12 protein-coding genes are annotated in these 20,350 nt (G+C 64.5%); 9 read left to right on the plus strand and 3 right to left on the minus strand.

What is annotated here, in order from left to right; translation table 11 throughout:
• Position 1 precedes the first annotated feature (1 nt).
• Genes HMPREF2690_RS08720 through HMPREF2690_RS08730 form a run of 3 tightly spaced genes read left to right on the plus strand, consistent with a single transcriptional unit; the run spans position 2 to position 3,662 of the window.
• Positions 2 to 1,240, plus strand: coding sequence for a hypothetical protein (locus HMPREF2690_RS08720; protein ID WP_070820679.1), 1,239 nt, complete (start codon positions 2 to 4; stop codon positions 1,238 to 1,240).
• A gap of 25 nt (positions 1,241 to 1,265) precedes the next feature.
• Positions 1,266 to 2,390 (plus strand): trimeric intracellular cation channel family protein, encoded by a 1,125-nt coding sequence (locus tag HMPREF2690_RS08725; protein WP_083279474.1) that lies wholly within the window; start codon positions 1,266 to 1,268, stop codon positions 2,388 to 2,390.
• Entirely contained in the window at positions 2,391 to 3,662 is a 1,272-nt protein-coding gene (locus HMPREF2690_RS08730) for a D-alanyl-D-alanine carboxypeptidase family protein (protein WP_245167944.1), read from the plus strand.
• On the opposite strand, the gene HMPREF2690_RS08735 is transcribed toward HMPREF2690_RS08730, so the two are convergent.
• Positions 3,622 to 4,716: a YhjD/YihY/BrkB family envelope integrity protein gene (locus HMPREF2690_RS08735; RefSeq protein WP_070820680.1), complete on the minus strand. Its 1,095-nt coding sequence runs from the start codon at positions 4,714 to 4,716 to the stop codon at positions 3,622 to 3,624. The genes HMPREF2690_RS08730 and HMPREF2690_RS08735 overlap by 41 nt on opposite strands.
• A gap of 150 nt (positions 4,717 to 4,866) precedes the next feature.
• Here HMPREF2690_RS08735 and HMPREF2690_RS08740 point away from each other — a divergent pair, with 150 nt between their 5' ends.
• Together HMPREF2690_RS08740 and HMPREF2690_RS08745 are read left to right on the plus strand one after the other, a co-directional pair.
• Positions 4,867 to 5,226, plus strand: a complete 360-nt coding sequence (locus HMPREF2690_RS08740; protein WP_070820681.1) for a Cd(II)/Pb(II)-sensing metalloregulatory transcriptional regulator CmtR — start codon at positions 4,867 to 4,869, stop codon at positions 5,224 to 5,226.
• The gene (locus HMPREF2690_RS08745) at positions 5,223 to 7,115 is read left to right on the plus strand and encodes a heavy metal translocating P-type ATPase (RefSeq protein WP_070820682.1); all 1,893 of its coding nucleotides are present in this window, start codon (positions 5,223 to 5,225) and stop codon (positions 7,113 to 7,115) included. Before HMPREF2690_RS08740 ends, HMPREF2690_RS08745 begins: the two co-directional genes overlap by 4 nt.
• Positions 7,116 to 7,153: 38 nt before the next feature.
• Here the strand turns inward: HMPREF2690_RS08745 and trpS are convergent, their stop codons facing one another.
• Positions 7,154 to 8,164 carry a tryptophan--tRNA ligase gene (gene trpS / locus HMPREF2690_RS08750; protein WP_070570522.1) on the minus strand — a complete coding sequence of 337 codons (1,011 nt, stop codon included), beginning with the start codon at positions 8,162 to 8,164 and terminating at the stop codon, positions 7,154 to 7,156.
• A 73-nt stretch (positions 8,165 to 8,237) separates the two neighbouring features.
• On the opposite strand from trpS, the gene HMPREF2690_RS11985 reads away from it, so the two are divergent.
• Positions 8,238 to 8,402 carry an RNA helicase gene (locus tag HMPREF2690_RS11985; RefSeq protein WP_101732482.1) on the plus strand — a complete coding sequence of 55 codons (165 nt, stop codon included), beginning with the start codon at positions 8,238 to 8,240 and terminating at the stop codon, positions 8,400 to 8,402.
• A gap of 2 nt (positions 8,403 to 8,404) precedes the next feature.
• Positions 8,405 to 9,091, plus strand: a complete 687-nt coding sequence (locus HMPREF2690_RS08755) for a type 1 glutamine amidotransferase (protein ID WP_070820683.1) — start codon at positions 8,405 to 8,407, stop codon at positions 9,089 to 9,091.
• Between the two features lie 19 nt (positions 9,092 to 9,110).
• Here HMPREF2690_RS08755 and HMPREF2690_RS08760 read toward each other — a convergent pair whose 3' ends face one another.
• The gene (locus tag HMPREF2690_RS08760) at positions 9,111 to 9,488 is read right to left on the minus strand and encodes a holo-ACP synthase AcpS (protein WP_070422877.1); all 378 of its coding nucleotides are present in this window, start codon (positions 9,486 to 9,488) and stop codon (positions 9,111 to 9,113) included.
• A 121-nt stretch (positions 9,489 to 9,609) separates the two neighbouring features.
• Here HMPREF2690_RS08760 and HMPREF2690_RS08765 point away from each other — a divergent pair, with 121 nt between their 5' ends.
• Both HMPREF2690_RS08765 and HMPREF2690_RS08770 read left to right on the plus strand, forming a co-directional pair.
• Positions 9,610 to 11,262 carry an acyl-CoA carboxylase subunit beta gene (locus HMPREF2690_RS08765; RefSeq protein WP_083320358.1) on the plus strand — a complete coding sequence of 551 codons (1,653 nt, stop codon included), beginning with the start codon at positions 9,610 to 9,612 and terminating at the stop codon, positions 11,260 to 11,262.
• 45 nt (positions 11,263 to 11,307) lie between these two features.
• Complete coding sequence (locus HMPREF2690_RS08770) at positions 11,308 to 20,346, plus strand: type I polyketide synthase (protein ID WP_070820684.1); 9,039 nt, start codon at positions 11,308 to 11,310, stop codon at positions 20,344 to 20,346.
• Positions 20,347 to 20,350: the final 4 nt, after the last annotated feature.

The raw sequence follows: 20,350 nt of genomic DNA on the forward strand, positions 1-20,350 counted from the left end.
CATGAGTACCCGCGCGATCCTTCCCGTGAAACTGTCCCTGACCGAGGGCGATTTTTACACCCTGTGGGCCCCAACCTGGAAAGAGAAGGGCACGCAGTGGCAGGCCTTTCTTGGCGACGACCAATCGGTCCTCGCCTTCAACTCCCCCGAGGAGCTTCTGGCCTACCTCAACACCAACCCGTCGCATGACCTGAGTGACCACCCGAAGTGGGAGGCGTTTAACACTCAGGGCGACGACCGCGTCGTGCCGGGTGACAAGCAGTACTACGACATCATTGGCGCCCCGAACTTCCTAGCGGGTCGTCCGAGCCACGAGAACGTCTCGTCGCTGGCACGCGTCTTCCAGGTGTCGCGTTCGCTGGCCGAGGTGGCCAGCGCTGAGCATGCGCAGATCTTCTTCGCCTCCCACTCCATTTTGGGCAACGTCAACCGTGGCGCGGACCACTACGCGGGCGAGAACGGCATGTCTGAATGGTCGGGTGTGGGCCGCGTTGTGCTGACCAATTGGAAGCAGGTTGTGGAGTCGCTGGATGAGGTGGTGCGTGTCGTCGATACGCAAGATCTCGATGCGAACGAGGTTGCCGCAGCAACCACCGCTATTGCTGAAGCACAGGAAGCACGCGCAGCGGCTGAGGAGCAGCGCCGCGCCGACGAGCAGGCACAGGCCGCCGCGCAGGACCCGTACGATTCCTCCGTTTGGGGCCTTGCTGGCATCGACCCGGTGAAGGTTTCCATCCAGGGCCAGAGCGTGTACACGCTGCGCACGTACCTGAACGGCGCGCCGGTGTTCTTGGGTAAGTACGGCGAGATCATCACCTTCCCGTCCACGAAGCACCTCGGCCGCTGGATTTTGGAAAACGACGACCACGACCTCGCAGGCGTGTCCACTTGGCAGGACATCCTCAACGCGGCAAACGCTGGTGATCTCAAGGTGGAGGTTCACCCGGACAACTCCTACTCGTTTAACGGCATCGCCGCCGACATTGCCAAGGGCACCGACGCGGTAGACACCAAGCAGATGGCCAAGGCCTACGAACTGCTCGCGGACGCCGCCGACTGGGCGAAGGACGATTCGCTGAACTCCCTGCTGCTGACCAACCCGCGCATGCAGGATTACCTGGCGTACATGCTTGGCTCCACCCGCGCCGCCGGTTACGTTCCGTCCGCACCGTTCACCGATAAGGCAGAAGCGTGGACCGAGATGGAAAACCAGCTGATCAAGCGCTTCTCCAAGTTCTAAGACCTGAGGTTTAGAATGGTCGGCTATGGCAGTGGACCAGGTCGACCCCCTCATCAACGCCATCTATCACTGGATGGACATCTCCGGCGTGCTCCTCATGGGTGTCATTGGCGGCACCCTGGCACGCCAACTCGGCTACGACATCGTGGGGTTTTTCTTCATCGCGATGCTTTCCGCACTCGGCGGAGGCATGTTGCGCGACGTGCTGATCAACGAGGGCACCGTCGCAGCAATGAGCCAGCCTGAGTACCTGATCCTTGCGTTTACCGGCGCGTTGATCGCCAGGTTCACCTACTTCAAGGGCCGCGCATGGGAATTTTTGCAATCGCATGGCGACGCGTTGGTCTCCGCATTGTGGGCGTCCACGGGTGCGTCGAAAGCAATCCAGTACGGGCTTCCGGTTGTGCCCACCATCATGATGGGTGTCTTCACCGCGACCGGCGGCGGCATGATCCGCGACGTGGTCACCGGCCAAGAACCGTCAGTGTTTGGCGGTAACCAACCCACCGTGCTGCCGGCAGTGGCGTGTGCAGTGATCACGCTGATCGGCAACGCCACTGGCTACCTCGCCTGGGGCATGATTCTCGGACCTGTTGCCAGTTTCGCCCTGTTCCTGTTCGGCTACTACGGCAACTGGCGCATTTCCACCGACTCGGAGTTCGCTCCGGTAAATACCACTGTGAACGCGACGGCGACGCAGGTAGCCACGCTTGCGCGCAAGGCTGAGAACAAATCACGCGCGGTGGCCCGCGAGTTGGAGCCAACCCGTGTGCGCTCCTGGCGCCACCGCCAGATGGAGAAGGCGTTGCAGCGTCGCATCGATGCGGAGATCCGCAAGGGCAAGCGCCCGGCGCAGGCGATGAGCGATGCGGACGATTTCCTCACCGAGTTCACCACCCAGTTCCCCGCTATTGATGCGGAGATGCTCGCAGAAGCCACGGGAATTGACACCCCTGTTGAAGACGAGGGGCTCCTCGACGGCATCGGCATGGATCTCTCCGGCGATTCCTACGATGACCAGGTAGAACCAGATCCGGAGGAAACTGAGGCGATGCATGCTGACATGCTCGATATCATTCTTTCCGATGAGAAACTTACCGACGAGCTCATCGACCGCCTCGTCACCCGCTACAAACAGAAGGGGTCCTAAATGATCAAGCGCACGTTGGCAGCAGTTCCGGTGGTGTGTTTGAGCATGGGGCTGTGCTTGACAGCGAACGCGCAAGACGCCGAAACCCCCGCCCCAACCGATGCCATCGAGCCGGCCGCCCCCACCACCGGCTACTACGACGACACCGGCAACTGGGTCCCACCCAAGCGCGACAAAGCACCCGATACCGATAACTGCCCGCAGGCAACCTGGCCGCCGGAGCCTGTCTCCACCTCAGAACGGGCCACAAGCACGCCGGACGCGTTGCCGGTGACCTACGACGGGCCGTGTGGGGTCAGCGTCGCCGACGGTTACGAGGTTCCGCAGGACGTGCTCGCATCCGCGTGGCTGGTGGCTGACCTGGATTCCGGCGACGTGGTGGCGATGAAGGATCCGCACGGACGATACCGTCCGGCATCGATCATCAAAGTGCTGTTGGCATTGGCGGCGATCGACGAACTGCCGCTAGACCAGAAAGTGCCGGTATCCGCCGAGTCCGCGGGCCAGGAAGGCTCCGCCGCAGGCATCGGCGAGGGCGGCGACTATACCGTCAACGACCTGCTCCACGGTCTGCTGTTGGCCTCTGGCAACGATTGCGCCCACGCGCTCGCCCAGGCGCTCGGCGGCAACGAGATGACGCTTTTGAAGATCAACGAAATGGCCAAAACACTCGGCATGACCGATACCCGTGCCACCTCGTATTCCGGCCTGGACAGCGCCGGCATGTCCACCTCCGCGTGGGATATGGGCCTGGCGTACAAAGCGGCGTTTGCGAACCCCACGTTCGCGGACATCGTCGCCACCGAGTCCTACACGTTCCCCGGATTCGACGACTTACCAGCCTTTGAGCTGTGGAATGACAACAAGCTCTACCTCAACGACCCTGACGGCATCGGTGGAAAAACCGGCTACACCGACGACGCCAACCACACCTTCGTCGGTGCGGTCAACCACGATGGCCGCCGCCTCGTCGCCGTCGTCCTCGACACCACTGCCCACGAACACCGCGCCTGGGAACAGGCGCAGATGCTGCTGCATGCGGCGTATGGGGTGGAGGGTGTCGTCGCAAAGCTAGCGCCCCCAGAGACCAACACCCCTGAAACGACGAAGGCCGCCCCCTCCCCCACGCCCGAAGAGAACTCCGGTATGGAAGAGGAGACGGCCTGGAACCGTTGGTGGTCCTACCTTGTCGTTGCGGGCGTTGTGGCCCTCGCGTTGCTTGCCGCTGTGGTTAGTCTCGCGTCAGCACGGAAGCGAGGCCAACGCCGATAGCGCCAAGCGCGGCGCCGACGCCAAGCGCCTTGCCGGTAGACGCCGACTTATCGGTGTTACGCACCGCACCTGCACGGATGTTGATCACGGCCGGCTCCGGAACCTCCGCCGGGGCTGCGTCCAGGGACTCCTGCGTCGTCGCAGTCCATGCTGCAACGTAGAGCACCACGCGCCAGATCAGGTACAGCACGACCATGAGGGTGATGATCGGGCCAAAGATTGCACCCGCCGGGTTACCGGTAGCGGAAGAGATCACCAGGCCTGCGAACTGCTGCAAGATGGCAAAGATAACCGCGCCGAGCAGCGCACCCTTCAGACCTGATTTCACCGGCACCTTCGTGCGCGGCATGTACATGTTCACCCACAGCATGACCAAGAAGCTGGCCAGCACACTGACCAGGAATCCAACGACCCACACCACGAGGCGCGCGCCCGGGAAATCACCGATGCCGAGGCGCTCCATTGCGGTGCTGGTCCAGCCGGACACGCCAACCGCGGTCACGCCTGCAGCCACCACGAACAGGACAATGAGCACGATCAGGCCCAGCAGGTCCGCCAACTTCTTGGTGACAAAGTTGCCGCCTTCGTTCGCATCCACCTTCCACATTGCGGACACGCCCACGCGCAGGTTGTTCATCCACCCCAGGCCGGACCACAGAGTGGTTAGCAAACCGATACCAGCGACGGCACCGCGCTGATCAATAGCAGCATTGACCAGTTCATTGAGCATGTCGCCCAGATCGCCGTCGACCGAGGAGGTGATTTGGTTTTCGATCTCCTGGATCAAATCCGGCCGAGCGCTCAGGAAGAAACCGAGGCCGGCGAAGATCAGCATGAGCAGCGGAAACAGCGACAGCACCGAGAAGTACGTAATGCCACCGGCAAGCTGGTTGCCGCCTTCGGTACCGAAGCGCTCGTTCATCCGCAGCACGTGAGCCGCAGCGGGCGCCTTCTCCTCTACTTTCGCCTCTAGGCCTTCTTGCTGTTGCTTCGAGGCGCGCTCGATTCCTTGTTCGTCGGTGTACGCCTTACGCGGCGATGTCGAGGTTGCCATCGACGGACGTCCCTTCTAAACGAGTGTGCTTTACCGAACACATCGTAGAGGAGCCTGCGAGACAACGTAGCAGGGGCGTTGCCCGGTGCGGGGTGGCGGCAGGCTCCTCTCATTTCAGGTCAGTTCAGTACATACTGTATAGTTCAGCACATGCTGACTATTGCTTCACGCCTCGACGTCATGAACCGGCTCGGCCGGGCCATGGCGGATCCGACGCGCTCCAGAATCCTGATAACCCTACTCGACGGCCCGAGCTACCCAGCCGTGCTTTCGCGCGACTTAGACCTGACCCGCTCAAACGTCTCGAACCATCTGACCTGCTTGCGTGACTGCGGCATCGTCGTCGCTGAGCCGGAGGGCCGCAAGACCCGCTACGAAATCGCCGATCCGCATCTCGCGGCAGCGCTCAACGCGCTGGTCAACGCGACGCTGGCTGTCGACGAAAACGCCCCATGCATCGACTCTGAGTGCTCGGTCCCCGGCTGCGGCGAGAAGGGAGCGGACGCATGAGTTCAGCGTGTGGATGCGAACACAAACCCGCCGCGGAGGTCGAAGAGCTCGATCGGCCATGGTGGAAGGACCCCGAGTTGCTACTGCCGATCTTCTCCGGCATAGCCCTCTTCATAGGTCTGGCGCTGGACTGGTCCGACTTGGAGACACCCGCGACAGTACTGTTCTGGGTCGGCCTGCTGCTAGGGGCGTACACGTTCGCGCCCGGCGCGATCCGGAACCTTGTCACGAAGCGCAAGCTCGGCATTGGCTTGCTGATGACGATCAGTGCGGTCGGCGCGGTGATCCTCGGTTACGTCGGAGAGGCCGCGGCGCTAGCGTTCCTGTACTCGATCGCCGAGGCACTGGAAGACAAGGCGATGGACCGGGCCCAGAGCGGACTGCGGGCACTGTTGAAGTTGGTGCCGCAGACCGCGACGGTGCTGCGCGACGGCACGGCGGTCGAGGTCGCAGCGAAGGACCTCGTGGTTGGCGAGCTAATGCTCGTGCGCCCCGGGGAACGAATCGCCACGGACGGCATCATTCGTTCCGGACGATCCAGCCTTGACACCTCAGCGATCACCGGAGAATCCATTCCGGAGGAGGTCGCACCCGGCGACGAGGTACCCGCGGGAGCAATCAACTCCGCCGGTGTGCTGGAGATCGAGACGACCGCAGCTGGAACGGACAACTCGCTGACCACCCTCGTCGACCTGGTCGAGCAGGCACAGGCGGAAAAGGGCGACCGCGCCCGGATCGCCGACCGGATCGCCCAACCCCTAGTGCCCGGGGTGATGATCCTGGCGGTGCTGGTCGGCGTGATCGGCTCGCTGCTGGGCGACCCCGAGACGTGGATCACCCGTGCGCTGGTGGTTCTGGTCGCAGCGTCGCCGTGCGCGCTGGCAATCTCCGTGCCGCTGACGGTCGTGGCCGCGATCGGCGCGGCCAGCCAGTTCGGCGTGGTCATCAAATCCGGCGCGGCGTTCGAGCGGCTCGGTGGCATCCGTCACCTGGCGGTGGACAAGACCGGAACTCTTACCCGCAACCAGCCCGAGGTTACCGGCGTGGTCCCGGCGGACGGATTCGATCGGGCTCAGGTGCTTGCTTTCGCGGCGGCAGTTGAGCAGCAATCGACGCACCCCCTCGCCGCGGCGATCGCGGCAGCGGCGCCCGAAGCGCCCACCGCCTCGGACATCAGCGAGGAAGCCGGGCATGGCATCGGCGGCACCGTCGAAGGCCGACGAGTGCTGGTGGGCAGCCCCCGGTGGATCGACGCCGGGCCATTGAAGGCAGACGTTGAGCGCATGGAGTCCGAGGGCCAGACCTGCGTCCTGGTCACCGTCGATGACGCCCTCGCCGGGGCGATCGGTGTCCGCGACGAGCTGCGTCCCGAGGTTCCCGAAGCCGTGCAGACCCTGCACGCCAACGACGTGGAAGTGAGCATGCTCACCGGCGACAACACTCGCACCGCCCGGGCGCTGGCTGAAATCGCCGGAATCGACGACGTGCGCGCCGAGCTGCGACCGGAGGACAAGGCAAACATCGTCGCCGAACTCTCCTCCAAGACGCCGACGGCGATGATCGGCGACGGCATCAACGACGCGCCGGCACTGGCAGGCGCGACGGTGGGCATTGCGATGGGAGCGACCGGCTCTGACGCCGCGATCGAGTCCGCTGACGTCGCCTTCACCGGCCACGACCTCCGGCTGATCCCGCAGGCTCTGCAGCACGCCCGCCGAGGCAGCAGGATCATCAACCAAAACATCGTGCTGTCTCTGGCCATCATCATCGTGTTGATGCCGCTGGCGATCACCGGCGTGCTGGGCCTAGCCGCCGTGGTGTTGGTTCACGAGGTCGCCGAAGTCATCGTGATCTTGAACGGCCTGCGGGCCGCACGAGCGAAGCGCTGAGGCTACGCCGGAAACGGACCTGGCTCCGCCGCTAGCCCTTAGCGCTTCGGCGCTAAGAACCCAACCTTCTCGTACACGTCCTTCAGCAGCGGCGATGCCACCTCGCGGGCGCGCTCGGCACCGCGGGCGAGGATGGCTTCGAGTTCGGCACGGTCCGACATGAGTTCGTCGTAACGCGCGCGCAGCGGCGTGGTGAACGCCTCGAGCGCATCCGCCGTATCCACCTTCAGCGCGCCGTAGCCTTGGCCTTCGTAGCCGGCGACGATGTCGTCGATCGACTTGCCTGTCAGCGCCGACTGAATCACCAGCAGATTGGACACGCCCGGCTTGTTTTCCTTGTCGTAGGCAATCACGCCATCGTTGTCAGTCACGGCGGAGCGGATGCGCTTGGCGGAGGTCTTCGGCTCGTCCAGAAGATTCACAATGCCCTTCGGGTTCGCACCCGACTTGGACATCTTCGACGTCGGATCCTGCAGGTCGTAGATCTTCGCCGCACCCTCCACGATCATGCCCTCCGGCACCGTGAACGTCTTGCCGTAGCGGGAGTTAAACCGCTCCGCCAGCGTACGCGTGAGCTCCAAGTGCTGACGCTGATCCTCACCCACCGGCACCAACTGCGGCGAGTACAGCAAAATATCCGCAGCCATCAGCACTGGGTAGGTAAACAGACCAACCGACGTGCGGTCCTGGCCCTGCTTGGCCGACTTGTCCTTGAACTGCGTCATGCGGCTGGCCTCACCAAAACCAGTCAGGCACTGCAGTACCCAAGTCAGCTCGGCGTGCTCCGGCACGTGGGACTGCACAAACAGGGTGGAACGCTCCGGGTCAATACCCAGCGCAATCAACTGCGCACAGCCAGCAAGCGTGCGGTGGCGCAGCTCTTCCGGGTCCTGGTCCACCGTGATCGCGTGCAGATCGGGGATAAAGTAGAACGCTTCGTAGCCGTCCTGCAGGTCAATCCACTGTTTCAGGGCACCTAAGTAGTTTCCCAGGTGGTAGGAGTCGGCGGTGGGCTGGATTCCGGAAAGCACGCGTTGCATGCACCACATATTAACCCGATGCGCATTCGAGGGAACCGGGGGTTGTTTACTCGCTACGATGAAGCCCACGAAAGGAGCAGCGATGACTGTGAGTAACCGCCCTGAGACAGCTCAGGATGTTAAGGGAGAACGTCCGCCCCGTGGCCAGATTGCTTTCGCAAAGCTGATCCTCAAGAGAGAGCGCGAGGGCAAAGGCAAGATCCGTGTCACTGATGAAATGCGTCGCGTCGCTTCTTTTGACCTCTGACCATGCGCATCACTGTTCTCCAGCCCGACCCGATCAGCCCGCTCCAGCGCCTCGGCCCATGGCTCGAACGCGCCGGCGCTGAGCTCGATGTCGTCGATCTCAACCAAACGCCACCGCGTATCGACGACACCACCTCCGCCCTCATCCTCCTCGGCGGTCGCACCAACGCCCTGGACACCGAGGCCGCACCTTGGCTGCCCGCCGTCCACGATCTCCTTCGCGCAGCTCATTCGTCAGGCATGCCGGTGCTGGGTATCTGCCTTGGCCACCAGATCATCGCCGACTGCTTCGGGGGCGAAGTTTCCGTCGGCTTAGCCAGTCAGGACGAAGAGGGCGCCGCACGAGTGTCGCTGACCGAAGCTGGTCTTGCCGATCCTCTTTTCGGCGTCCTCGATCCCGAATTGGTTGTGGTCGAATCCCACCACGATGCAGTGGTGTCGCTCCCGCCCGGCGCGCAACTGCTCGCCTCGAGTGCCCGCTGCCCCATCCAGGCGATGCGTCTCGGTTCCATCGTCTCGGTGCAGTTCCACCCCGAATGCTCCCCCGATGTTGCAGGTCAGTGGGCCGCGCGCAGCGGTTATGACGCTGCCGCCGTCACCCAGGAGCTTTCGCTTCACGACGACCACCTCACCCACACCGGCCGCACCCTTGCAGCCGGCTTCGTCCGTGCCGCCCAGGCGTGGCGGTAAGCCTTCCGGCCAAGCGCCCCTAGTCCACGATCACGGTGGCAATCGCATAGTCGCCGTCGTGGCTCAGGGAGACGCTTTGGACGTGGGGGCCTAACCGTGCGACCTCACCGTGCAACTGGACCACAGGTCGCCCGAATGCGTCGTTGACTACTTCTATCTCGGCGAAGTTGAGCTCGTCCGGGGTGATAAGCGGGGGCTGGCCGATGATCGTTTGGGACCAGGCTTTGATGTAAGCCTCCTTTACCGCCCAGCGTCCGGCGAGCGATGCAGCACGATTCGGTTTCGTGTTGCACGTGCGTATCTCGCGGTCGGTGAACACAGAACCGAAGGTAGAACCTGGGAATTCCATTTGTTGGGCGAACGAGGAAACGTCCACGAGGTCGATGCCGATATGCATGGTCAAAGCCTAGTTTCTTGAATGTCCATCGGGGGTTGGCGTTCGTAATAGAACCTGCTGTGTGGCTGGGAATTTACCTACCGACTAGTAACTTACGGATTCGTAGGTTTAGAATGCCAGCATGCCAAATACGTTTACAGGTGTACATAAGACTGAAAAGGCAGCGGTTCCGGCGCCAATCCCGGCACCGGCGACCACAGCCCAAAAACACGATGACCTCGTGCAACGACGCACCGAAGCGGCCGAGCCGATGGGATCAAAACCACTGGAGAAGGTCCGCGCAGCAGGCAGACTGACCGCACGTGAGCGCTTGGACTACCTCCTGGACGAGGGCTCGTTTGTGGAGTTCGACCAGCACGCCCGCCACCGCACCCATGACTTCGGGATGCAGGCGAAGCGGCCGGCAACGGATGGCATTGTCACCGGATTCGGCACGATCGACGGACGCGAGGTCTGCATCTTTTCCCAGGACGGCACCGTCTTCGGTGGCGCGTTGGGTGAGGTCTACGGCGAGAAGATGACCAAGATTCAGCGCCTTGCCGTCACCACCGGTCGTCCACTGATCGGCCTCTATGAAGGTGCAGGCGCCCGCATCCAGGACGGCGCGGTATCGCTGGACTGGATCGCGCGGACCTTCCTGCACAACATCGAAGCCTCCGGCGTGGTCCCGCAGATCTCCGTGATCATGGGCGCTTGCGCCGGCGGTAACGCCTACTCCCCCGCACTGACCGACTTTGTGGTCATGGTGGATGAGACCTCGAAGATGTTCGTCACCGGCCCGGATGTGATCAAGACGGTCACGGGTGAGGAGATCTCGCAGGAGGAGCTCGGCGGCGCCTGGATCCACATGCAGCAGGGCGGCAACTGCCACTACGTTGCGGAATCCGACGAGGATGCGCTCGACTGGGTGGCTGACTTGCTCGAGTACTTGCCGTCGAACAACCGCCAGAAGTCGGCGCCGCGCCCGGCAACCCCAACCGATGCAGAGGCAGACGCCACCGATGCTGCCGCGCTGGATTCACTGATCCCAGACTCGCCGAACACCCCTTATGAGGTCCGCGACGTGATTGCGCATATCGCGGACGACGGCGAGTTCCTGGAGGTCATGGAGCAGCGCGCTGAAAACGTCGTCACTGCGTTTGGTCGGATTGAGGACCAGCCGGTGGGCTTCGTCGCTAATCAGCCCATGGTGCTCGCAGGTTGCTTGGACATTGACTCGGCGGAAAAGGCCGCGCGCTTCATCCGCACCTGCGACAGCTTCAACATCCCAATTGTCATGCTGGTGGACGTTCCCGGCTTCTTGCCCGGCGCGAACCAGGAACACAGCGGCATTCTGCGCCGCGGCGCGAAGCTGCTGTACGCCTACGGCGAGGCAACCGTGCCGAAGGTGACCGTGACCATGCGAAAGGCGTACGGCGGCGCGTACTGCGTGATGGGCTCGAAGGGCCTCGGCGCCGATGTGAACTTGGCGTGGCCGACCGCGCAGATCGCGGTGATGGGTGCGTCTGGCGCAGTCGGCTTTATCAACCGCAAAGACATTGCTAACGCCCGCGACTCCGGTGTGAGCGACGAGGAGCTCCGCGAACTGATTGCGAAGTACGAGCGCGACTACGAAGACGAGATGCTCAACCCGTACAAGGCCGCTGAGCGCGGTCTGATCGATTCGGTCATCCTCCCAAGCGAAACCCCTGCGGTTCTCGCAGCGCAACTGCGTTTCTTCCGTGACAAGACCGTGGCGCGTCCGATGCGCAAGCACGGCAATATCCCGCTCTAATCCCGCTCCGATTCAAGGACCACAAAGGACCATAAGGACACTGTTATGAATTCCACCTCTTTTTCTTCCCTGAAGCGTCCCGCAATCCTGTTCCCGGGGCAGGGTTCTTCCTGGCAGCAGGCACTCGCTGATGCTGCTGCGACTCCTGTGGCACGCAGCCGCATGGAGCAATTGCTTAACGACGCCCAGTCCCTCACCGCCGCCGTCGCCCGCCCGTTGGCCTCTGTGGTGCCAGGGGTTGTGCAGCGTATCCGCGAGGCGATGGATGCAGATGCTGCGCACGAGGCGATCGACGCCCTGCCCGCAGTCAGCGCGCCGGCGATTCTGCTCGCCCAGATTGTTGCTGCCGAAGACCTCGAGCAGCTCGGCCTGGACACCACCGACGCACTGTTCGCCGGTCACTCGCAGGGCATCCTGGGCGCTGCCGCACTGGATCGCGCTAACGGCCCGCAGGCTGCGGAGAAGGCGCTTGCGTTCGCGTTCATCATGGGTGCCGCCGCGACCAACGTGTACGGTGCCGCCGACTCGCGCAGCCGGATGCTTTCGGTTCGGGGCTTAACGCCTGAGCAGGTCGGTGAGTTTGTCGTCGATACGCAAGCTGCTCCGATCAGCGTGATCAATGGGCACCGCCACGTGGTGCTGTCCGGCAGCCCGGAGGCGCTCGCGCAGGCACGCAAGGACATCGAAGCGGCTGCGAGCAGCTACAACGCCAAGTTGGAAGTGGAGTACGGCGGCTCCGAGATCACGCCGGTGTTCGATTCGCTTGATGTTGCGTACCCCTTCCATGTGGAGACCAACGCCCCTGGTGTGGATCTAGCGCAGCAGTGGGCGGACGCGTGCGGGATCACGTTTGAAACCACCACCCCGCGTGAACTGGCGCAGTCGATTTTGGTGGACCGATTCGACTTCACCGAAGTCGTGCGCGACCTGATTGCCCAGGGTGCGAGCCACATTTTCACGTTTGATTCGGCGACGGCAACCATTGTGACCAACCTGGCCAACGGTTCCGGCGTCGCTGTGCTCGATGCATCCACTGCCGCGAAACGCGACGACCTCGCACGCCCGGGTGCTGAGCTGCCGCAGGGCGTGGACTATTCGGACTACGCGCCGCGAGTGATTGCGCTGCCGGACGGCAAGACGTACACGCAGACGAAGTTCTCGTCGCTGACTGGCCTGTCCCCGATCATCCTGGGTGGCATGACGCCGACGTCTGCGGACGGCGAGATCGTCGCCGCTGCCGCCAACGCCGGCTACTGGGCAGAACTTGCCGGTGGCGGCATGTACTCCGAGGAGGAGTTTGGCAAGCACACCGCCAACCTCAAGGCGTTTTTGCAGCCCGGTCGCACCGCACAGTTCAACACCATGTTCTTCGACCGCTTCCTGTGGAACCTGCAGTTCGGCCAAACGCGCATGGTGCCAAAGGCCCGCGCGGCCGGTGCCCCGTTTAACGGCGTGTGCATCTCCGCAGGCATCCCGGAAGTTGAAGAAGCTACGGAACTGTTCGCGCAGCTGCACCAGGATGGCTTCCCCTACATTGCGCTCAAGCCTGGTACGACGCAGCAGATCCGCAACGCGCTTGCCATCGCGGCAGCGAACCCGGACGACCAGGTCATCTTGATGGTGGAAGACGGCCACGCTGGCGGCCACCACTCCTGGGTTGACCTGGAAGACATGCTGCTGGAGACCTACCCGGAGATTCGTGCGCACGACAACGCGGTGCTCACCGTCGGCGGTGGCGTGTACTCGCCGGAGCGTGCCGCGGAACTGATCACGGGCCGTTGGTCCGAGAAGTTCGGGCTGCCTGCGATGCCGGTGGATGGTGTGTTCGTCGGCACCGTGGCTATGGCCACGAAGGAGGCGAAGGCCACGGATTCGGTCAAGCAGCTGCTCGTGGATACGCCGGGCCTGCCCCCGGAGAACAACGGCGGTTGGGTCGGCCGCGGTCGCGGCGTGGCCGGTGTGGCGTCGTCGCAATCGCACCTGCTGGCAGACTTGCACGACCTGGACAACTCCTTTGCCAAGGCGGCGCGGTTTATCGCCTCGTTGGATATTGAGGAGTACGCGGCGCACCGCGAAGAGATCATCGAGGCACTGTCGAAGACGGCGAAGCCCTACTTCGGCGACGTGGAGACGATGACGTACGCCGAGTGGGTCGAGCGCTTCGTCGAGCTCGCCGATCCGTTCATCGACCAGACCTGGAACGCGCGCTTTGTCGCGTTGCTGCAGCGCATCGAGGCACGCCTGAACGAAGCCGACCACGGCGAGATCCCGACCCTCTTCCCCGACGATGTCGAGATCTCCCCGCGCGAAGGCCTTCAGACCTTGCTGCAGCACTACCCGCAGGCATGCGAGGTTGTGGTTTCCCCGCGCGATGCGGCGTGGTGGATCGGTCTGCACTACGCCTACCCGAAGCCGATGCCGTGGGTCCCGGCACTTGATGCGGATCTGAAGTCCTGGTTTGGCAAGGACACCCTGTGGCAGGCGCAGGATGAGCGCTACACCGCTGACCAGGTGCGCATCATCCCTGGCCCGGTTGCGGTTGCTGGCATTACGCGCAAGAACGAGCCGGTTGCGCAGTTGCTGGCACGCTTCGAGGATGCCGCGACGCAGATGCTTATCGACGACGGCGTCACCGCCGAATCCCGCTTCGCTCGACGCAGCGACGCCGCCGACGAGGCCGCGTACCTGCGCTCCTGCCCAACCTTGGTGTGGCACGGCCACCTGATGGCAAACCCGGCATACGCGCTGGACGAGGACGCCTTCGACGTGGAGGCAACCACCAACGCGGCTGGTGAGTGTGAGTGGACGATCCGGATCCACGCTGATTCCGCATGGGATCACCTGCCGGAAGATAAGCGCCCGTTCTACGTGCGTGAGGTGAACATCCCGGTCGAGATCCCTGCCGGCGCAGGCACGGGTGCCTCCCCGGTTGTGGACGGCGATCGTCTTTCCGACAGCGTCTTCGAGCTGCTGTCTGGCCTGGCGGGTGTCGGTTCGGTCAGCGAGGCCGGCGACACGATTACTGAGATTCCGCAGATCGAGGAACCGACCGAGGACGCACCGTTTGGTGTGGCGCGCTCGTCGTTTACGCTGCCTGCTTCCCTGCTGGCGTCGCACTCCGCAGTTACGGGTGGCGCTGTGGCCGACAACGCTGTGGTTGGTACGCCGGATGTGCTGGTTGGCCCCTGCTGGCCGGCGATCTACGCCGCGCTGGGCTCCGGCAGGCTGGCTGATGGCACGCCGGTCATCGAGGGTCTGCTCAACGCGGTCCACCTGGATCACGTCATTGACCTGCGTGTCCCGCTGTCCGAGCTTGCCGATGGCAGGCGCATCGACGTGACCTCCAAGTGCACTTCTATTGCCGAGTCCACCTCTGGCCGCATTGTCACCGTCGAGTTGGAGCTGCGCTCTGGCGACGAGGTTGTGGCAACCCAGATGCAGCGCTTTGCCATCCGTGGTCGCGCCACCGGCACCGCGACGCCAGTCCCGGCGCCGGCGTACGGCGACGGCGCGGCAAGCGATCAGGTGGAGCCGACCCCACGTTCGTTCGTGGACCGCACCGTGGTCCGCGCACCGTCGGACATGACCCCGTTCGCGCTGGTCTCCGGCGACTACAACCCGATCCACACCTCCGCCAACGCTGCCGCCCTGGTCAACCTGGATGCACCGCTGGTGCACGGCATGTGGCTGTCTGCCACCGCGCAGCACCTCGCTGCCGGCCACGGCCAGGTCATCGGCTGGACCTACTCCATGTACGGCATGGTGCAGCTTGATGACGAGGTAGAGATCACCGTCGAGCGTGTCGGCCGCGTCGGCATCCAGCAGGCCCTTGAGGTGACCTGCCGCATCGCCGGCGACGTTGTCTCCCGTGGTCAGGCGCTTCTGGCCCAGCCACGCACCGCCTACGTCTACCCCGGCCAGGGCATTCAGACCCAGGGCATGGGCAACGGCGACCGAGCTGCTTCCGCTGCCGCGCGCGACGTGTGGCGCCGCGCAGACCGCCACACGCGCGAGACCCACGGGTTCTCCATCCAGCGCATTGTGGAAGACAACCCGTCGCGGTTGGTGATCCGCGGTGTGGAGTTCAAGCACCCGGACGGTGTGCTCCACCTGACCCAGTTCACCCAGGTGGCCATGGCGGTTGTCGCCTACGCCCAGACCCAGCGCCTGAACGAGGCCAACGCGTTGGCCTCCGGCGCGTACTTTGCGGGCCACTCGCTTGGTGAATACACCGCGCTTGCAGCTCTGGGCAACATCTTTGATCTAGAAGCGGTCATCGACATCGTGTACTCGCGCGGCTCCGCCATGGGCTCCCTGGTGCCGCGCGATGCGGAGGGTAACTCCGACTACGGCATGGGTGCGCTGCGCCCGAACATGATCGGTGTCGGCCCAGAAGAGGTCGAGGCCTACGTCGCTGGTGTTGCGCAGGATTCCGGCGAGTTCTTGGAGATTGTCAACTACAACATCAAGGGCCAGCAGTACTCCGTAGCGGGCACGAAGCGCGGCCTTGCTGCTCTGGAGCGCAAGGCCAACTCGGTCACGCCGCGCGCCTACGTCACGGTTCCGGGCGTGGACGTTCCGTTCCACTCGCGCGTGCTGCGCGAGGGTGTGGCGGACTTCGCCGAGAAGCTCGACGAGCACATGCCGGCGATCATCGACGTGGACACGCTGGTGGATCGCTACATCCCGAACCTGGTGGCCAAGCCGTTCGCGCTGACGCAGCAGTTCATCGACGCCGTCACCGACGAGGTCCCCTCCGAGCGCCTCAAGGGCATGACGCCGGAGAACACCGAACGCAACACGCTCGCACGCACGTTGCTTATCGAGTTGCTGGCGTGGCAGTTCGCCTCGCCTGTGCGCTGGATTGAAACGCAGGACTACCTGCTTGGTCGCGTCGACCAGGTCATCGAGGTCGGCCTTGCGTCCTCGCCGACGCTGACCAACCTGGCTAAGCGCGAGATGGATGTCATTGGCATCCACGTGCCGGTCTTCAACGTTGAGGCAAGCCAGGACATTGTCATGCTCAACGACGTGGTGTCCGCGCCGGAGCCTGTGCTTGTCGACGACACCCCGGCCGAAACAGACGCCGAACCGGCCCCAGAATCCGCCCCGCAACCGGCCGCCGAGGCTGCACCCGCGGCCCCCGCCGCACCGGCAGAGCCAGTACCGGCTGCACCGGATGCACCTGCTGCATCCGGCGCACCCGCATCCGACCTTCCCTTCACCGCGGCCGATGCGATCACCGTCCTGTTCGCGCTGCAGAACAAGATCCGCCCCGAGCAGATCAACGATTCGGACACTATTGAGGAGCTCACCGGTGGGGTGTCGTCGCGACGCAACCAGCTGCTCATGGACATGTCCGCCGAACTCGGCGTGCCCGCCATCGACGGCGCTGCTGAAGCCGACGTGGCCACGCTAAACACCCGCGTGAACACCGCCGCGCCTGGCTACACCCCGTTCGGCGCTGTCTTGAGCGAGGCCGTGGGCACCCGCCTGCGCCAACTCTTCGGTGGCGCAGGCCTGAAGCCGGCGTTTGTCGGCGAGCACCTCGCAGCCGCGTGGGGCCTGCCCGCATCCTGGACCGCACACGTCGAAGCCGAGATCCTGCTGGGCAGCCGCACCGAGGAATCGGTGCGCGGCGGCTCGCTGAACAGCCTGCCGTCTGCCACAACCAAGGCGGAGATCACCGCACTGATCGACCAGGCGGTACAAAACGTCGCCGCACGCTACGGCGTTGCAGTCTCCCAGGCCACCAGCGGCGGCGCATCCGGCGGCGGCGTGGTGGATTCGGCTGCGCTCGACGCCTACAAGGACGAAGTCACCGACACCCTGGTGGCTACCGCCCGCACGCTGCTGAACAAGCTCGGCATCGAAAACGAGGTCGCCGAGATCCCCGCACCGGACACCACGATCGTGGAAACGATCGAGGCAGAACTCGGCTCCGGCTGGGTCAAGCAGGTCACCACGGTCTTCGACGAGCGCAAGGCAGTGCTTTTCGACGACCGCTGGGCCCAAGCCCGCGAAGACCTCGCCCGCGTCGCCCTCGGCGAGCTCGACCTCGCACCACAGCGCTTCGCTGGCACCGGTTCCACCGTGGCCAAGCAGGCCGAGTGGTACGCCAAGCGCGTGGAGGGTGATCGTCGCAACGTACTCGGCGAGATCGCCGCTGCCGCCAACGCCGCAGCGAACGAGCCGTACGCAAACGACGTCGCCCTGGTCACCGGTGCCGCGCCGGGTTCCATTGCCACCGCAGTGGTGGAGGGCCTGCTCGCAGGCGGTGCGACGGTCATCATGACCGCATCCAACGTCAGCCAGGCGCGCAAGGAATTCGCCCGCACGCTTTTCGCTGAGCACGCCTCCGTGGGTGCGCGCCTGTGGCTGGTGCCGACGAACCTGTCGTCCTACCGCGACATCGATGCGCTCATCGAGTGGATCGGCTCCGAGCAGAAGGAAACCGTTGGCAAGGACGTCAAGATCATCAAACCGGCACTCACGCCGACGCTTGCTTTCCCGTTCGCAGCACCGCCGGTGTCCGGCTCGCTTGCAGAGGTCGGCGGCAACGCCGAAACGCAGGCCCGCCTGCTGCTGTGGTCGGTGGAGCGCACCATCGCTGGCCTGTCCGACCTGGCGCAGCGCGGCGATCACTTCCCTGCCGAGCGCGCGCACATCGTCCTTCCGGGCTCGCCGAACCGTGGCACCTTCGGTGGCGACGGCGCCTACGGCGAAGTCAAGGCCGCCTTCGACGCGATCGTAAACAAGTGGTCGGCGGAAACCGGCTGGCCAGAAGGCGTGACCCTGGCGCAGGCCCGCATCGGTTGGGTTGCCGGCACGCACCTGATGGGCGGCAACGACGGGCTCGTTCCGGCAGCACAGGCTGCGGGTATCCACGTGTGGAGCCCGGAGGAGATCTCCACGCAGCTACTTGGCCTGGTCACCGAGGAATCCCGCGAGCAGGCGAAGCAGTCCCCGCTGGATCTCGACCTCACAGGTGGGCTCGAGGACGCAGGCGTGTCCATCGCCGATCTGGCGCGTAATGCACGTGTTGATGTGGCGGGCACGGAGTCGTCGACAAGCAATGGCGCCACGGTGCGCGCACTGCCGAACGTCACCACCCCGCGCCAGCCTGCACCTGCAGCTGTGGGCGATGTGACCTGCGCACTTGATGACATGGTGGTTGTCGTCGGCATCGGCGAGGTATCCAGCTGGGGCTCCGGCCGCACCCGCCGCGAAGCCGAATACGGCATCACGCGCACGGGCGAGGTCGACCTCACCGCAGCCGGTGTCCTCGAACTGGCGTGGATGATGGGCCTGATCACCTGGTCCGAGGATCCGAACCCGGCCTGGTACGACGAAGACGGCGCAGAGGTCGCCGAGGAGGACATCTACGAGCGCTTCCGCGACGATGTCATCGCACGCAGCGGTATCCGCACCCTGACGGACAAGTACTTCCTCACCGACCAAGGCTCCATCGACTTAGAGCAGGTCTACCTCGACCGCGACATCACGTTCACCGTGGCCACGGAAGAGGAAGCTCTCGCATACGTGGAGGCCGACGGTGAGAAGACCACCATCCGCCAGATCGACGGCGAATGGAGCGTGACCCGCCACGCCGGTGCCCTGGCACACGTGCCGAAGAAGGCCACCCTGACGCGCACCGTCGCTGGCCAGATGCCGGACGGCTTCGACCCGACCAAGTGGGGCATCCCCGCACAGATGGCCGACGGCATGGACCGCATGGCCGCCTGGAACCTGGTCACCGCCGTCGACGCGTTTATCAACGCCGGCTTCACCCCGGCGGAGCTCATGCAGAAGGTCCACCCGTCCTTCATCGCCACCACCCAAGGCACCGGTATCGGCGGCATGGAATCGCTGCACAAGGTGTTCGTCTCCCGCTTCATCGGCGAGGAACGCCAGACCGACATCCTGCAGGAAGCACTGCCCAACGTGGTGGCTGCCCACACCATGCAGGCACTTGTCGGCGGCTACGGCTCCATGATCCACCCGGTCGGCGCCTGCGCCACCGCCGCCGTCAGCATCGAAGAAGCGGTGGACAAGATCGCGCTGGGCAAGGCTGACTTCGTAGTCGCCGGCGGTATCGACGACGTCCAGGTCGAATCCCTCCAGGGCTTCGGCGACATGAACGCCACCGCCGAAACCGCCAAGATGACGGCACAAGGGATCGACGGCCGCTTTATCTCGCGCGCCAACGACCGCCGACGCGGTGGCTTCCTCGAAGCCGAAGGCGGCGGCACCGTCCTGCTCGCCCGCGGCACCCTCGCTGCCGAACTCGGCCTGCCGGTGCTGGCAGTGGTCGCGTACGCCTCCAGCTTCGGCGACGGCGCGCACACCTCCATCCCGGCACCAGGCCTCGGCGTGCTCGCTGCAGCCTGCGGCGGAACCGACTCGCGCCTGGCCCGCTCCCTGTCCTCGCTGGGGCTGACCCCTGACGACGTCACCGTCCTGTCCAAGCACGACACCTCCACCAACGCCAACGACCCGAACGAGTCCGAACTGCACTCGGTGCTGTGGCCGGCCGTTGGCCGCGACCCGGACGCGCCGATGTACGTCATCTCGCAAAAGACCCTCACCGGCCACTCCAAGGCAGGTGCAGCACTGCTGCAGACCGGCGGACTCCTCGACGTGCTGGCCACCGGCGACCTCCCGCCGAACGCCTCCCTGGACTGCGTCGACCCGCTCATCGAGCCGAAGGCAACCAACCTGGTGTGGCTGCGCTCCCCGCTCGCCCTCGGTGCCGGCAACGTGAAGGCCGCGGCGCTGACCTCGCTCGGTTTCGGCCACGTCGGCGCGCTCGTCGTGCTGGGCCACCCGGGTGTGTTCGAAGCCGCACTGACACGCGACGGCCGCGACGCCGACGCCTGGCGTGAGCGCGCAACCGAACGCCTCGCCCAGGGCGCAAGCCGACTCGAAGCCGGAATGATCGGCCGCGCCGACCTCTTCACCCAGGTGGAGAACCGCCGCTTCGCCGGTATCGACGACCACGCCGACGAGATCGCACTCCTGCTCAACCCCGATGCCCGTCTCAACGCCGACGGCACGTACCCGACCGCGACCCCGACCGTTTAAGGAG

This window comes from Corynebacterium sp. HMSC034E11 (assembly GCF_001835905.1).
Taxonomy (GTDB): domain Bacteria; phylum Actinomycetota; class Actinomycetes; order Mycobacteriales; family Mycobacteriaceae; genus Corynebacterium; species Corynebacterium coyleae.

Bases quoted from the DNA above. Each gene is read 5' to 3' on its own strand.
- HMPREF2690_RS08725 (WP_083279474.1), top strand. From the start codon at position 1,266: ATGGCAGTGGACCAGGTCGACCCCCTCATCAACGCCATCTATCACTGG.
- HMPREF2690_RS08740 (WP_070820681.1), top strand. From the start codon at position 4,867: ATGCTGACTATTGCTTCACGCCTCGACGTCATGAACCGGCTCGGCCGG.
- HMPREF2690_RS08765 (WP_083320358.1), top strand. From the start codon at position 9,610: ATGCCAAATACGTTTACAGGTGTACATAAGACTGAAAAGGCAGCGGTT.
- HMPREF2690_RS08735 (WP_070820680.1), bottom strand. From the start codon at position 4,716: ATGGCAACCTCGACATCGCCGCGTAAGGCGTACACCGACGAACAAGGA.
- HMPREF2690_RS08755 (WP_070820683.1), top strand. From the start codon at position 8,405: ATGCGCATCACTGTTCTCCAGCCCGACCCGATCAGCCCGCTCCAGCGC.
- HMPREF2690_RS08730 (WP_245167944.1), top strand. From the start codon at position 2,391: ATGATCAAGCGCACGTTGGCAGCAGTTCCGGTGGTGTGTTTGAGCATG.
- HMPREF2690_RS08770 (WP_070820684.1), top strand. From the start codon at position 11,308: ATGAATTCCACCTCTTTTTCTTCCCTGAAGCGTCCCGCAATCCTGTTC.
- HMPREF2690_RS11985 (WP_101732482.1), top strand. From the start codon at position 8,238: ATGACTGTGAGTAACCGCCCTGAGACAGCTCAGGATGTTAAGGGAGAA.
- HMPREF2690_RS08760 (WP_070422877.1), bottom strand. From the start codon at position 9,488: ATGCATATCGGCATCGACCTCGTGGACGTTTCCTCGTTCGCCCAACAA.
- trpS (WP_070570522.1), bottom strand. From the start codon at position 8,164: ATGTGGTGCATGCAACGCGTGCTTTCCGGAATCCAGCCCACCGCCGAC.
- HMPREF2690_RS08745 (WP_070820682.1), top strand. From the start codon at position 5,223: ATGAGTTCAGCGTGTGGATGCGAACACAAACCCGCCGCGGAGGTCGAA.
- HMPREF2690_RS08720 (WP_070820679.1), top strand. From the start codon at position 2: ATGAGTACCCGCGCGATCCTTCCCGTGAAACTGTCCCTGACCGAGGGC.